Genomic DNA, 13,905 nt, shown 5'->3' with positions numbered 1-13,905 from the left:
AGCAGGGCTGACCTTATGGAGGCACGAGATGGATGCCCTGGCTTTTGCCCGCGCTTGGGCGGCGGGATGGAACGCCCATGATCTGGACCGGATCATGGCCCACTACGCCGACGAGATCGTGTTCCGCTCCCGCAAGGCGGTGGCACTGACGGGGATGGGCGAAGTGATCGGAAAACCGGCGCTGCGCCGCTACTGGGCCGAGGCGCTGCGCCGCCAACCCGATCTGGCATTCGAGATCGAAGAGGTGTTCGAAGGCCACCGGATGCTGGTCATTCTTTACACCAACCAGCGCGGCGTGCGGACTACGGAAACACTGTGGTTCGATGCTGGCGGCCTTGTCACCCGCGCCGCCGCCTGCCACGGGGTCGCCGCGCCCTAGACGGCGCGCGCGGCGGGCAGGATCGCCTCTTCGATCAGCGCCATGATCTGGCCGAAATAACCGCCGCTTCGGGCCGGTTGCGTCGGGTTCGAGGTCAGCGCGATGGTCAGCCCCAGCCCGGGGACGATACAGATCACCTGCCCGCCATAGCCGCGGGCCAGCGCATATGCCTGGCCGCCACTGTCGCCCAGAAACCAGCCATAGCCATAGCTTAGGCCAGAGAACGGCGACCTTGTGCGCGGCTCGAGCGAGGCGGCCAGCCAGTCGGCACTCAGCACGCGGGTGCCGTCGATGGCCCCGCCCTGCCGGACCATTTCGCCAAACCGCACCATGGCGGGCAGGCTCAGCGCCATTTCATTGCCGCCCAGGTACCGGCCTTGCGGGTCGCGCGTCCAGGCGGGGATGTCGATGCCCAGGGGCGCGCCCAGGCGGCTGCGCGCCTGCTCCAGCAGGCTTTGCCCGGTGACCGACGCCAGCACCGCGCCCAGCACGTGAAACGACCCGGTGGAATAGAGCATGCGGCCCCCCGGCCGGGCCACCATGGGGCGCGACAGCGCATCGGCCACCCAGTTGGCGCTGCTGACCCAGGCGCCGTAGTTTCCCCCCGACGTGCGTTCCAGCCCGGCGCGCATGGTCACCAGATCCTCGACCGTGATCGCCGCCACGTCGTCCTCTGCATCCGCGGGGATCAGCCCGGGGGCCAGCGCGCCCAGCGTCGCCTGCACAGACGGGATTTCGCCGCGGTCGATGGCCACGCCCAGAAGCGACGCCACCAGCGTCTTGGAGACAGATTTGACCGGAACGGCACGGCCGAGGGCCGGGCCGCGAAACACCTCTTGCAGGACCGGCGCGCCCTGCTGATGCACCGCGAGCGCATGGCATTGCGGCAGCCCGCGGGCGCGGTCGGACACGGCGGTCCAGGGGGCTGTGGGCTGGGCAAGCGCCGGTGCGGCCAGAAGGGCCGTCGTTCCGGCCAGAAAGTCGCGGCGGGGCAGATGGGTCATGGAAACCTTCGTCGCTGGGAATATCTGCGAGGTCAGGTAGGCGGCGCCGCGCCGCGCGACAGTCAGAACTCCGTGATCAGAGTTGCGCCACCATGAAGACCGCCGGGAACCCGATGCCCCCGGGCAGCGCCACGGTGATGTCCCCGCGCACCGCGAATCCCATCGCGGTGTAGAACGGCACGGCGGTCAGGGTGCTTTGACAGTGCAGCTGCGCCATGCCGGATGCCTTGGCATGCATCATCACGTGGCGCATCAGCGCGCCGCCGATCCCCTGCCGGACCCGGGTGTGATCGGTGACCACGTGGCGCACGTGACCGACGCCGCGCTGACCTGCGCCGCCGCCCGGCGCCTCTTGCGTCCAGCCGCCGGCCCCCACGATGCCATACCGGTTCTCGGCCAGGAAAAAGCTGCCCGACCTCAGCAGCCCGGGCTGCGCCTTCGAGATCAGCGGCACGGCGGTGACCATGACGGACGGAGCATAATCCGCGGCCAGAAGGGCGGGATAGCTGCGGGCGAAAAGCGCATCCACCGCATCGAAATCCGCCATGCTGGCGGTGCGGACGATCAGGCTTTGGGCATCGCTCATGCAACGGGTCCTTTCCTGTGCCGCCGGGGCGGGCGACGGTCCGATAACGCAAAACGCCGTGCGGACCACTGGCACGCACGGCGTCTGCTGTCCCTCGACAGAAAGGCGATCTTACTTGATCTTGCCTTCCTTGTATTCGACATGCTTGCGCACGACGGGGTCGTATTTCTTGATCGACATTTTTTCCGTCATCGTGCGCGCATTTTTCTTGGTCACGTAGAAGTGGCCGGTGCCTGCGGTCGAATTCAGGCGGATCTTGATGGTGGTTGGCTTCGCCATGGGTCGTCTCCTGCACCGGGCGCGGATCGGCCCGTGAAATCACTGAACCCCGCCTTTTACGCATGCGCGAAGCTAAGTCAACCGGCTGGCAACGGGAATTTTGCGCGGAGGGCCTGTAAGCCGGATTCTGTTCCCCCCGAAAGGGGTGATGACCATTCCTCTGGGCGACACATCGCTGCGCCGCTCTAGCTGCCAACCCGGACCCCTCGGGCTGAAGCGGCCCTGCGGCGATATCCCCTGGGGGATCAGCCCCGCGCGGGGTCCCTATTTGGCATTGCTCCCGGTGGGGCTTGCCATGCGGGCGCTGTTGCCAGCCCCCCGGTGGGCTCTTACCCCACCGTTTCACCCTTACTCCGGCCAAAGCCGAAGCGGTCTCGTTCTCTGTGGCGCTGTCCGTCAGGTTGCCCTGCCCGGGCGTTACCCGGCACCGCTGCTTCAGGGAGTCCGGACTTTCCTCGACGTGGGCATACCCCCGCCGCGGCCATCCGGCCCTCCGCGCAGGCTGCGCATATGCCGACGGCGTGCCGCGGTCAATGCCCCGGCCTGCCGCGGCGCGTCACACCTGCCCCGTGCGCCCGAGGACGCAGGCCAAAGGTCAAGGACGAGACACCCCGTGCGCGCCCCTAGCGGGCGCGCCCCGCCGGATCAGCGCAGGACGTATGGCTGGCGCAGCCAGTCGCGCAGGGCGTCAGTGGTGGCCTCCGGTGCCTCGAGCGTGGGCAGGTGGCCCGCATCCTCGATCACCCGCAATTCGGCATGTGGGATGAGTTCGGCCATGAAGCTGTGGCGCTTGACCGGGTAAAGGCTGTCATGCGCGCCGCAGAGCACCAGCGCGGGCACCTTGCAGCGGCGCAAGGTGCCCTGCTGGTCGCGGCGCCGCTGCAGCGCGCGGCTTTGGTGGACAAAGCTCTCGGCCCCCAGGGCCCGGCCCATGTCGCCCACCAGATGCATGAGCGCGGCGCGCTGCGGCCCCGGCGCAAGGGCGGCAGAGGGCAGCGCCTCGCGCGCCACCTCGGCCAGGCGGCCCGCGCGCGCGCCGACGATCTGCGGTTCGCGGGCGCTGGCCTCCTGCGGGGTTTCGGCAAGCGGGCTGGTGTCCATCAGCGCGATCCGGGTGATGCGTTCAGGCGCGCGGCGCATCAGCTCCATCGCGACCATGCCACCCAGCCCGTGCCCGGCGAGCGCGCATTTCAGCGGCAGTTGCGGCAAAAGATTCGACGCGATCTCCTCCAGCCGTTCGCCGGGGGCCACGGGAGCGACCATGACGCCAATCTCACGCGACAGCGCCTCGACCTGCGGCGCGAAAAGGCGCGCGTCGCAAAGCAGCCCGGGCAGCAGCACCAGTGCCTCGGTCAGCCGGGCGGGCGCGCGGCGCGCGGGACCGGGGTGCGGAGTGTGGACGGTCGTCATTGCGTGTTCTGCCCCTCACGCGTGGCGGTTCTGGGCCGCCGTTTCGCACAGCCTACCAGATGGGGCCGGTTTGGAAAGACGCGATGGCCGGGGGCCGCGGTTTTTCGCGCGGCTCAGCGCGGCCGCCGCGCCAGCAGCAGCGAATGAAAGTGGCAGGTCGGATCCTCGGGCACGAAAGCCTCGACCGGGCTGCCTGCGCGGGCCAGCACGGCGCGATACTCGCGCGGGGCGAGCGAGGCGTGAAACACGGTCTGGCCGTCCACGGTGCCCGTCACCTTGCCCGCGTCGGGGCCGACCGTCAGCAGCAGCCGCCCGCCGGGGGCCAGATGGCCTGCGATCCGCGGCAGGGCGGCGCGCTGTTCCGCCTCGGTCAGGTGAAAGAACGAGTTCCAGCCGATGATCGCATCGAATCTGCGCCCCAGGTCGAGCGTCCGCATGTCCGCGAGCCGCCAGTCGGCGTCGGGAAAGCGGGCGCGGCAAAGGTCGAGCATCGCCGGTGCGAAATCCGCGCCGGTCACCGCAAAGCCGCGCCCGATCAGGTAGCGCGCCACCGGTTCACCCGCGCCGCAGCCCAGATCAAGCACGGCCCCGCCCGGCGGCACATCCGCCAGCGCCCGGTCGATCCAGCCCTGTTCAAAAAACGACCGGCCGCGCTGCCGGTCGAATCCCGCCGCGTGTCGGTCGTAGATGTCCTTCGTGCATTCTGAAAGCGGTCGGTCGTCCAACGCATTGCCCCCGGGCTCATCCCTGATGACGCAGGATCTGCATCCAGACGGCGGCTTCGTCAATCAGCGTCCATTCGCGGCGCACCCCGCCGGGGCCCAGTTCCGCATGGCTCATCCCCATCACATGTACCTCGGCCCCCGTGGGCGCGCCGAACGCGCCCCAGCCGTCGTGCCGCCCCTGCAGCGACCAGCGCAGCGCCGCGCGCGGCGGCATCAACGGCTCTTCCAGCCCCATGACGTGATGCACGCTGAAGCTGGCCGAGGGGAAGGCCGAGCGCAACCCCATCCAGAAGGTTTCCGCCGCGCCGTGCCCATGCCCGGTGACGCCACCGGGATAGGCCAGCTGGCAGGCGCGGTCGTATTGCCCGGCGATCACCGACACCTCTGCTGCGACGATGCGTTCGACGATGCCCGCAAAGGCATCGCCCCAGCGGCTGTCGTTGCCGCGCGCCGTGTAGGGCCCGGTGGCGTCGATCTCGGGGCGCAGCGGGCCGGTGTCGGGGTCGATATGCGCCAGCCGCGCGCGCGCCCAAACGGCGGGATCCTGCCCGGTCTGGCGCAGGATGGCCCCGGTGTCGCAGATCCGCCATTCGTCGCAGATGCGGTTGTCCTTGGCATAGCTGTCGACCATTTCGCGGAAAAGCACCGGCGCCTGCGACGGTGCACCGTAAAGGCCATGACCGCGGTGGCTGCCGCGCGACAGGATGCGCTGCGCGCCCAGGTATCCCGTTGCGGCGGTGCCGGTCCAGATCACATCCTCGGTCATCAGCATGCGGTCGGGGATCGCGGCGAGTTCCGCAAGGCCCGTGGCCGCCGCCTCGCCCGCGCCAAAGCCGATGCCGCCCGCGCGCCGCACGATCACGTCGGGATGGTAATACTCCGCCATCCGCGCGGTCAGCCCGCGCTGCTGCCAGACCTCGTCCGTGACTCCGTCCAGATAGTCGGGGAAATCGAGGAATTTCGGATCGAACCGTTTCATGCCGCACCCTGCCCTGCCGCGCCCCTGTCGCAGTTCGCGATAAACCGACCCGCCCAGCGCTGCCTGATCGCGTCGATTTCAACGCAGTGGGCGGCGCTGGATGTTTCAAGTTGATCGCGAAACGCCATGGGGTGATAGCGCGGACATGGTTAACAAGGTCTATAGCGTCATGCGATTGGCCTGAAACGGCCTTGAGCGGACGTAGGAGCCAAGTACCCGGCGCGGACTCAAGGCCGAAGGCCGCCGCGCCATCGCAGTCGCGCCCCCACGCGGCTGCGATGGCGCGGCTCCTCACCCGGTTGCGCAAGGTCCGCTTCAGCCCGGTCGCGCGCGTTTCAATCTGTCTGCATTCCGATCTCCGAACGGACCGTCACGGATGGAAGATGCCGCGAAAGGCCGGGAAATCGGCGTAGCGGTCCTGCCGCCGGGCCAGCGGTTCGGGCGGCGCGGCACCGGATTTCAGCAGCGTCCCCTTCGGCGCGATGTAGCTATCGATACGCCGCTGCGGCACCGGCCGCCAGCTGAGGTTGAAGGCGCAGAGCTTGGGAAAGAACCAGATCTCGGAATAGTCCAGGTGGTCGTGCAGCCACCAGGCCAGGTCGCGCCAGTCGCGCCCCGCGGCATGCCGGTCGGCGAACCACGGGATCACGATCGACGCGCCCGCCACCGGCACCTCGGGCAGGTCCCAGATGTGGCATTCCAGCGGATAATCGTTGCGCGCGCAGTTCAGGCGGTTGCGGTTGCCAAAGGCATTGAGCGCCGCAGACCTGTAGCCCGAGCGCACCGCGATCCGGCCGAAGGTCTCTTGCAGCGGGTCGAGCAGGATTTCGCAAAAGGCGCGGCCCCGGTCGATGGCCAGATCGGGCCGGTCGGGAATGTTCTGGTGCGCGTGGAAATTGCCGATCTCGGAATACAGGAACTCACGCATGAAGAAATGCCGCGACAGGCGGACGCGGCCCAGCGTCTCGAGGCTCCACATGCTGCGCGGGCGTTTCATCGTTCCCCTGCGGGGTCAGTCCGCGCCATAGCCGTTCCAGCGAAACGCCCCTTCGGCGGAGAGCGGCGCATGAGGATTCCAGGACAGTTCCCAGACATGCCCTTCGGGATCGGCGAAATAGGCGATGTGCCCGCCCCAGAACACGTCATGCGCGGGCTTGAGCACCCTGGCCCCCGCCGCCTCGGCCCGGGCCAGCACGGCGGCCACGTCGTCCTTGTCGCGCAGGTTGCAGGCATATGTGGCGGCACCCGTGCCAAGATCCGCCACATCCAACCCCATGTCCCGGGCGAGGTCCGCCAGCGGATAGAGGCCAAGGCTTTGCCCCAGCAGGTCGAAGACGGTCATGCCGTCGGGTGTCTCCACCTGCCGCCATCCCAGCGCTTCGTAAAACGCGGTGGCACGGTCCATGTCGCGCACCCCCAGCGTGATCAGGCTGACGCGTTGGTCAAGCGGCTTTCCGGTCATGGCAAGGTTCCTACCCAGTCGAGCACGCGCGCGGTCAGCGGTGCGGTGAGGCCGGGCGACAGGATGTCCCCGGCGATAACGTGATGCGCCGGATCGTTGCCGGGACCGACGGTGACGATGTGCTGCGTCGCCTCCGCCCGCCAGAGCGCCGCGACCTCGCGCGTGGTCCCTGGATCGACGACGGTATCCTCGGGCGAGAAGAGAAACAGCGCCGGGATCGTGTGCGCGGTGTGATCGAGCCCGCGCGCATGCGCCACCGCCGCCCCCATGGGAAAGAGCGCCCGCGTCGGATACCGCGTGGTCCAGTAACGCGCGTGCTGCGCGTTCTCGGGCTCGAAGCTGCGGGTCGCGCCGGCCACCAGCGGCCCCCACCATTCGACGGCGGGCCATGTCAGGATCGCCGCCGCCGGGTTCTGGATCCGGTAATTGGGCGAAAAGAACACCATGCCCGACACGCCGCGTGCCATGTCCGGATCCTGCGCCGCGATGGTGGCAAAGGTCGCGCCGGTCGAGGTGGCGATGACCAGCACCTTGTTCCCGATGGCGCGACCCACCGCCAGCGCCTCGGCCACGTCGGCCATCCAGTCTGCCACCTGCGGTTCGGCCATGGCCGCGCCGTCACGCCCGTGCCCGGCCATCCGGGTGAACATCAGGTTCGCCCCCAGCGCGCGCGCCACGTCATCGGGCAAGGGCCGGATTTCTTCGGACGTGGCCGAAAACCCGTGCAGATAGACCACGGCCCAATCGGTGCGCGCCCCGGCCGCGCCCGACCAGATCACGCGCTTTTCGGTGCCGGGGATGATGCCCGGCACCTGCGCCTCCTGCGCGGCGAGATAGGCATCGACCCCGCCCTCCAGCAGGCGTTCGTCAAAGGTGACGTCCACCATCACCGGCTCGCGCGGGCCAAAGGCCCAGAGCGCGCCAAAGGCCACCGCCAGCAGCACCAGCGCCCATAGCACGACCTTCACGCCGACACCTCGCGCACCGCCGCCTCGATCAGCGCAAGGCAGGCGGGATCGGAGAACCGGTGATCCGCGCCGCGCACCAGCGTCAGGCGCACATCCGGCCCGTCGATGTGATCCAGCAGCGCCAGCGCCGTGGCCCGCGTGACGGCGGTATCCGCTGTCCCCTGCAGCAAACGCACGGGGAACGGCATCGGCAGCGGGGCACGCAAGACCAGATGCGCGCGCCCGTCCTCGATCAGCCGTCGCGTGACGATATAGGGATCGCCGTAATCCGACGGCAGCGCGACGGATCCGTCGGCCATGATCTGCGCCCTTTGCGCGTCGTCGAACCCGGCCCAGAACCCGTCTTCGGTGAAATCCGGCGCCGCCGCGATACCGACAAAGCCCGCCACCCGCGCCCCCAGCCGCCGGGTCAGCAGGCAGGCGATCCAGCCGCCCATGGACGAGCCCACCAGCACCACCGGGCCATCGCTGACGGCGCGGATCACCGCCTCGGCATCCACCGCCCAGTCGCCGATGGCGCCGTCTTCAAAAACACCTTCGGACTGGCCGTGGCCGGAATAGTCCAGCCGCAGAAAGGCGCGGCCTTCCGCCCTGGCCCAGGCTTCCAGATGCACGGCCTTGGTGCCCTCCATGTCGGACTTGTAGCCCGACAGGAACACCACGACCGGCCCCGCCCCGGGCGTAAAGGCATAGGCCAGCCGCCGCCCGCCCGGCCCGTCGATATAAGCCACGTCTGCCATGCGTCTCTCCTTTTGGCACACTCTGCCAAGCCCGCGCGGCGCTGACCAGCCCCGCCGCGCCTTGGGCTTCTCCGGTTTTCAATACCCCTCGGGGGAGTCGCGGCACGCCGCGACGGGGGCAGAGCCCCCTGCCAACATCTGGCAAACAAAATATGTTACCCTATTGTCACGTGACTATAGAATAACATATAAGACCTCATGGATGCGATCTTCAAAGCCCTCAACGACCCTGCCCGCCGCGCCCTGCTGGACAGTCTTCGGCAGTCGGACGGGCAGACACTGACCGACCTGTCCGAGCAGTTGGAGATGACACGGTTCGGGGTGATGAAGCATCTCAAGGTGCTCGAGGACGCCCAGCTTATCGTCACGCGCAAGGCGGGACGGTTCAAACACCACTACCTCAACGCCCTGCCCCTGCAGGAGGTGATGGACCGCTGGATCCACCCCTTCCTGCAGCCACAGGCACAGGCGCTGAGCCGTCTCAAGGCAACCCTCGAAGGACAGACCATGACCAAACCCGATTTCATGATGGCCACATTCATCAACTGCTCGCACGACGCCCTGTGGGAGGCGCTGACCAAGGGCGACCTCATCGCGCAATACCACTTCGCCTGCGAAACCGTGACGGGCGACATGCAGAAAAACGGCGACACCGTCGCCTATCTCTTTCCCCACGGCGCGCCGATGCTGTCGAACCGGGTGATCTCGATCACCCCCAAGACCCGCATCGAAATGGCGTTCCTTCCCAGCTGGGGCGGGGACGAAACGCCATCGCGCTGCGTCTATCTGCTGGAACCGACCAGCACCGGCATGAAGCTCACCGTCGAACACTTCGACCTGCCCGCCGCCCAGACCGGCGTGGCCGAGGGTTGGGCGCGGTTCGCGTCGGGCCTCAAGACCTGGCTGGAAACCGGCCAGACCCACCGCTTTGCCCCGGAGAAAAGCGCATGACACCCGAACTCACCTGGCTGACCCTGACCGCGATCCTGGCCGCGTCGCTGTGGATTCCCTATATCGTGGGGGTCAACAAGTACCCCGCCGCGACCGATGCCTTCGCCCGACCAGCCCCGCTCAGCGACTTTCCCGCCTGGGTGCACCGGGCGCACCGCGCGCATCTCAACCTGATCGAACAGGCGGTGCCCTTTGCCATCGTGGTGATCGTGGCGCATCTGGCAGGCGTGTCGAACACCGTCACCGTCTGGGCCGCGGCGGCGTTCTTCTGGCTGCGCCTCGCCCATGCGGCGGGGATGATCACCGGGGTGGCGCGGATGCCCCTGCGCCCGCTGATCTTCACCGCCGGTTGGCTCTGCATCCTGGCCATCGCGGCCGCGGTCCTGATCGCCTGACACGACATGGGGGACGGTTCCGACACCGTCCCCCTTCTTCGGTTTCCATTAACCTCAGAGAGCGCGAGAGACTGGTCTCTCGCACCGCCCCGCGGGGGCGGTCACTCCGCCTCCACCTCGTCAAGCTTCAGGGCCATGACGCCGCCAAGCGCGCTCAGCGCCGCAAATCCCACGAGCGCGGCCACCGGCCCCACAAAGCTCAGCGCGCCGCCGATGAGCCCGGTCAGCAGCAGCAGCACGCCGATGGCGGTATTGGCAAGCGCGGCATAGGTCGACCGCGCATCCTCGGGCGCCATGTCGACAAGGTAGGTGGACCGGCCGCTGCGCACGCCCTGGTAGGCGATCATCAGCCCGAAAAGGATCACCGGGATTACCCCGAAGACGGAGGCCCAGCCCAGCAGCGCCGCCGCCACCGCCGCCAGCATCGCCGCCGCCCCGGCAAGGCCCGCCAGCATGAGCACCCGGCGCGATGACACGTCCGACAGCCGGCCCCAGACGTAGGAGCTGACGAACGCCGCCCCGGCAGAGGCCAGCACCAGCGCGCCCAGCCGCTGCAGCGCCCCGTCGCCGCCTTCAAGCAGCACCAGGTAGGGTGGCGCCAGCGCCGTCGCGGTCAGCGCGCCGCGCACCACGATGAACCAGCGAAACTGCGCATCCTCGCGCAGCGGCGTGAAATCCAGCCCCGACCCCGCCTCGGGCTCGGATGGCTCTTCCTCGAGCGTGGAGAACACCGCCGCCGCGACGAACCACAAGAGCGCAGCCAGAGCGATGGCCGCGATCACCGCGCCGGTGTTTTGCAAGAGCCCCGACAAAAGCAGCAGCGCAAAGACCAGCACCGCGACCGAGGCCACGGATCCCGCCACCCCGGTCACCGATCCGCGCCGGGTCTTGGGGATCGTCTTGCCCAGGATGTCCTTGTAGCTGACCGAGGCGCAGGCCCGTGACACCGCCAGCACCGCCAGCGCGCCGACGATGGCGAGCCCCGCCGCCCAGCCGCTGAGTGTCATGGCGAAGAAACAGATCGCCGCCGCTGCCAGCCCCTGCCCCAGGCACCCGACGATCCAGGCCCATTTGCGGTGGCGCATGCCCTCCACCCAGCCCGCCAGGAAAAGCTGCGGCAAAAGCGCGCCGGCTTCGCGCACCGGCACAAGCGCACCCACCAGCACCGCGGGCGCGCCCAAGCCGTTCATCAGCCAGCTCAGCACAAGTTTCGGGTCGATCAGCCCGTCGGCCACCTTGGTCATCGACAGCGACAGCATGTGCCGCGCGCCGTTGCGCGCCTCTGTCCGGGTCGCCTCGCCGTCCTCGTCGCCGGTCAGTCTGCCGTAAATCCCTGTCGTTCCGTCGGCCATCCGCGCCCATCCCTTTCGTCATCCGAAATATCCGAAGGCCAATGCCCTTGCTTGACAGCCGGTTCCGCTGTTGCGACATAGTGCCCGCAACATAACCCGCAACCGGGCGTTCCGTGGGCGCCAAACTGACGAGGAGGCCGATATGGCCCAGATCTCTCTTACTTTCCCCGATGGCAATGCGCGCGCATTCGATGCCGGTGTGACCCCCGCCGCGGTCGCCGAGTCGATTTCGAAGTCGCTCTCGAAAAAGGCCATTTCCGCCACGGTCGACGGCCAGCACTGGGATCTGCAGTGGCCCATCGACCGCGACGCCAGCATCGCCATCAACACCATGGCCGACCGTGCCCCGGCGCTGGAACTGGTGCGCCATGACCTTGCGCATATCATGGCCCGCGCGGTGCAGGAAATCTGGCCCGACGTGAAGGTGACCATCGGCCCGGTGATCGAAAACGGCTGGTATTACGATTTCGACCGCGCAGAGCCGTTCACGCCCGAAGATCTGGGCGCGATCGAGAAGAAGATGAAAGAGATCATCAACAAGCGCGATCCCGTCCGCACCGAGGTCTGGGAGCGCGACGTTGCGATCAAGTATTACGAGGACCGGGGCGAGCCCTACAAGGTCGAACTGATCGAGGCGATCCCGGGCGACGAGCCGCTGCGCATGTACTGGCACGGCGACTGGCAAGACCTCTGCCGCGGTCCGCATCTGCAGCACACCGGCCAGGTGCCGGGAGACGCGTTCAAGCTGATGTCGGTTGCCGGGGCCTACTGGCGCGGCGATTCAAAGCGCGCGATGTTGCAGCGCATCTACGGCGTGGCCTTTGCCAACCGCGACGAGCTCAAGGCGCATCTGCACATGCTGGAAGAGGCCGCCAAGCGCGACCACCGCAAGCTGGGCCGCGAGATGGATCTCTTCCACATGCAGGAGGAAGCGCCGGGCCAGGTCTTCTGGCACCCCAATGGCTGGACCGTCTACACCACGCTTCAGGACTACATGCGCCGCAAGCAGCGCGCCGGAGGCTACCGCGAGATCAACACGCCGCAGGTCGTGGACCGCAAGCTGTGGGAAAAGTCGGGCCACTGGGACAAGTACCAGCACCACATGTTCCTGGTCGAGGTCGACGAATCCCGCGACGGCGAGGAGGACGACGCCAGCGTCAAGAACAAGGCCGAGACCCGCATCAACGCATTGAAGCCGATGAACTGCCCATGCCATGTGCAGGTCTACAACCAGGGCCTCAAATCCTACCGCGACCTGCCGCTGCGGCTTGCGGAGTTCGGATCGTGCAACCGGTTCGAACCCTCGGGCGCGCTGCACGGCATCATGCGGGTACGCGGTTTTACGCAGGACGACGCGCATATCTTCTGCACCGAAGAGCAGATTCAGGAGGAATGCGCGCGGTTCATCGAATTCACCGCCGAGATCTACCGCGAACTTGGCTTCGACAATTTCGAGATCGCCTTTGCCACGCGGCCCGAAAAGCGCGTCGGGACCGAAGAAAGCTGGGACTATGTCGAAGGCGCTTTGGAAAACGCGATCAAGGCCGTGGGCCGCGACTACCGGCTGGAGCCGGGGGACGGCGCGTTTTACGGGCCCAAGCTCGATTTCTACCTGACCGATGCCATCGGGCGGGTCTGGCAGTGCGGCACCTTCCAGGTCGATCCCAACCTGCCCGAGCGGCTGGATGCCAGCTATATCGCCGCCGACGGGGCCAAGCATCGGCCCTTCATGCTGCACCGCGCGACGCTGGGCAGTTTCGAGCGCTTCATCGGCATCCTGATCGAGAACTGGGAAGGCAAGCTGCCGTTCTGGCTCGCCCCGCGTCAGGTCGTCGTGGCCTCCATCGTGTCCGAGGCGGATGACTATGTGCACGAGGTCGTGGCCGAGCTGCAAAAGGCCGGTGTGCGGGCCGAGGCGGACATTCGCAACGAAAAGATCAATTACAAGGTCCGCGAACATTCGGTGGGCAAGGTGCCGGTGATCCTGGCCGTGGGCGCGCGCGAGGTCGAGGAACGCAGCGTGACGCTGCGGCGCCTGGGAGAAAAGCAGACCTCTGTAACATCTCTGGCGGATGTCGTGAGCGCCCTGTCGAAAGAGGCGACGCCGCCCGATCTTTTGTAACATTCCAGCGCCGTAAGGTTAACGCGGGCAGGATCGCATGGTCCTGCCCGCCTGCGTTTCGCCAAATTTTTCAACGCCTTACCATACGGATCCCTCTCACGTCCGGCTGACAGCGGCTAACGCACCCGTGATGCACGGGGGCGTGAATAGCCGCATGAAATTGGCTGAGGCATTCTGTCGCTGTCACCGGGATCAGCCCGGATCAGACACCGCAATCAACACCTGAGAGGGAACCAACCATGTCCAACACCATGAAAACCGTCGCCATCGTCGGCGCTGTCGCTGCTTCGTTCGCCGCCACCGGCGTGTCCGCGCAGGATCAGGAAAAGTGCTACGGCGTCAGCCTGGCGGGCGAAAACGACTGCGCCGCGGGCCCCGGCACCACCTGCGCCGGCACCTCCAAGGTCGATTACCAAGGCAACGCCTGGACGCTGGTCGAGGCGGGCACTTGCACCGAAATCGACCTGCCCGAAATGGCCGACGGGTCGGACCGCATGGGCTCTCTCGAACCGCTGGATCGTGACCTGCCGCAGGGCTGAGCCACGGCGTTCGG

At 67.5% G+C, this 13,905-nt stretch carries 16 protein-coding genes and 1 other RNA gene; 5 read left to right on the top strand and 12 right to left on the bottom strand.

The window, feature by feature from the left end:
• Window positions 1-28 precede the first annotated feature (28 nt).
• Window positions 29-379 (top strand): nuclear transport factor 2 family protein, encoded by a 351-nt coding sequence (locus ACOXXX_RS08155; RefSeq protein WP_422826067.1) that lies wholly within the window; start codon window positions 29-31, stop codon window positions 377-379.
• Here the strand turns inward: ACOXXX_RS08155 and ACOXXX_RS08150 are convergent.
• The 11 genes from ACOXXX_RS08150 to ACOXXX_RS08100 form a co-directional block, all read right to left on the bottom strand.
• Entirely contained in the window at window positions 376-1,383 is a 1,008-nt protein-coding gene (locus ACOXXX_RS08150) for a serine hydrolase domain-containing protein (protein ID WP_422826066.1), read from the bottom strand. The genes ACOXXX_RS08155 and ACOXXX_RS08150 overlap by 4 nt on opposite strands.
• Window positions 1,384-1,459: 76 nt before the next feature.
• The gene (locus ACOXXX_RS08145) at window positions 1,460-1,969 is read right to left on the bottom strand and encodes a GNAT family N-acetyltransferase (RefSeq protein WP_422826065.1); all 510 of its coding nucleotides are present in this window, start codon (window positions 1,967-1,969) and stop codon (window positions 1,460-1,462) included.
• 111 nt (window positions 1,970-2,080) lie between these two features.
• Window positions 2,081-2,248, bottom strand: coding sequence for a 50S ribosomal protein L33 (gene rpmG, locus ACOXXX_RS08140; RefSeq protein ID WP_089276079.1), 168 nt, complete (start codon window positions 2,246-2,248; stop codon window positions 2,081-2,083).
• 100 nt (window positions 2,249-2,348) lie between these two features.
• Window positions 2,349-2,745, bottom strand: an RNA gene (gene rnpB, locus ACOXXX_RS08135) — RNase P RNA component class A.
• Between the two features lie 148 nt (window positions 2,746-2,893).
• The gene (locus ACOXXX_RS08130) at window positions 2,894-3,658 is read right to left on the bottom strand and encodes an alpha/beta fold hydrolase (protein ID WP_422826064.1); all 765 of its coding nucleotides are present in this window, start codon (window positions 3,656-3,658) and stop codon (window positions 2,894-2,896) included.
• Between the two features lie 113 nt (window positions 3,659-3,771).
• Window positions 3,772-4,383: a class I SAM-dependent methyltransferase gene (locus ACOXXX_RS08125; protein WP_422826063.1), complete on the bottom strand. Its 612-nt coding sequence runs from the start codon at window positions 4,381-4,383 to the stop codon at window positions 3,772-3,774.
• A gap of 16 nt (window positions 4,384-4,399) precedes the next feature.
• Window positions 4,400-5,362, bottom strand: a complete 963-nt coding sequence (locus tag ACOXXX_RS08120; RefSeq protein WP_422826062.1) for an ester cyclase — start codon at window positions 5,360-5,362, stop codon at window positions 4,400-4,402.
• 370 nt (window positions 5,363-5,732) lie between these two features.
• Window positions 5,733-6,341, bottom strand: a complete 609-nt coding sequence (locus ACOXXX_RS08115) for a hypothetical protein (protein WP_422826171.1) — start codon at window positions 6,339-6,341, stop codon at window positions 5,733-5,735.
• Window positions 6,342-6,374: 33 nt separating this feature from the next.
• On the bottom strand, window positions 6,375-6,824 hold the full coding sequence (locus ACOXXX_RS08110) for a VOC family protein (RefSeq protein ID WP_422826061.1): 450 nt from the start codon (window positions 6,822-6,824) through the stop codon (window positions 6,375-6,377).
• Window positions 6,821-7,792, bottom strand: a complete 972-nt coding sequence (locus ACOXXX_RS08105; RefSeq protein WP_422826060.1) for an alpha/beta hydrolase — start codon at window positions 7,790-7,792, stop codon at window positions 6,821-6,823. The genes ACOXXX_RS08110 and ACOXXX_RS08105 overlap by 4 nt, the downstream gene beginning before the upstream one ends.
• Window positions 7,789-8,532 carry an alpha/beta fold hydrolase gene (locus tag ACOXXX_RS08100; RefSeq protein WP_422826059.1) on the bottom strand — a complete coding sequence of 248 codons (744 nt, stop codon included), beginning with the start codon at window positions 8,530-8,532 and terminating at the stop codon, window positions 7,789-7,791. The genes ACOXXX_RS08105 and ACOXXX_RS08100 overlap by 4 nt, the downstream gene beginning before the upstream one ends.
• 198 nt (window positions 8,533-8,730) lie before the next feature.
• Between ACOXXX_RS08100 and ACOXXX_RS08095 the strand changes: the two genes are divergently transcribed.
• On the top strand, window positions 8,731-9,483 hold the full coding sequence (locus ACOXXX_RS08095) for an ArsR/SmtB family transcription factor (protein ID WP_422826058.1): 753 nt from the start codon (window positions 8,731-8,733) through the stop codon (window positions 9,481-9,483).
• Window positions 9,480-9,878: an MAPEG family protein gene (locus ACOXXX_RS08090; protein ID WP_422826057.1), complete on the top strand. Its 399-nt coding sequence runs from the start codon at window positions 9,480-9,482 to the stop codon at window positions 9,876-9,878. The genes ACOXXX_RS08095 and ACOXXX_RS08090 overlap by 4 nt, the downstream gene beginning before the upstream one ends.
• A 101-nt stretch (window positions 9,879-9,979) precedes the next feature.
• Here ACOXXX_RS08090 and ACOXXX_RS08085 read toward each other — a convergent pair whose 3' ends face one another.
• A complete protein-coding gene (locus ACOXXX_RS08085) occupies window positions 9,980-11,230 on the bottom strand; it encodes an MFS transporter (protein ID WP_422826056.1) in 1,251 nt (416 codons plus the stop codon).
• 142 nt (window positions 11,231-11,372) lie between these two features.
• On the opposite strand from ACOXXX_RS08085, the gene thrS reads away from it, so the two are divergent.
• Entirely contained in the window at window positions 11,373-13,352 is a 1,980-nt protein-coding gene (gene thrS, locus ACOXXX_RS08080) for a threonine--tRNA ligase (protein ID WP_422826055.1), read from the top strand.
• 239 nt (window positions 13,353-13,591) lie between these two features.
• On the top strand, window positions 13,592-13,891 hold the full coding sequence (locus tag ACOXXX_RS08075) for a DUF2282 domain-containing protein (RefSeq protein ID WP_422826054.1): 300 nt from the start codon (window positions 13,592-13,594) through the stop codon (window positions 13,889-13,891).
• The last annotated feature ends 14 nt before the right edge of the window (window positions 13,892-13,905 follow it).

This window comes from Thalassococcus sp. BH17M4-6 (genome assembly GCF_049323015.1).
Lineage (GTDB): Bacteria > Pseudomonadota > Alphaproteobacteria > Rhodobacterales > Rhodobacteraceae > Puniceibacterium.
Note: the sequence above shows the minus strand (reverse complement) of the source record. Positions and strands in the feature narration are given on the sequence as shown.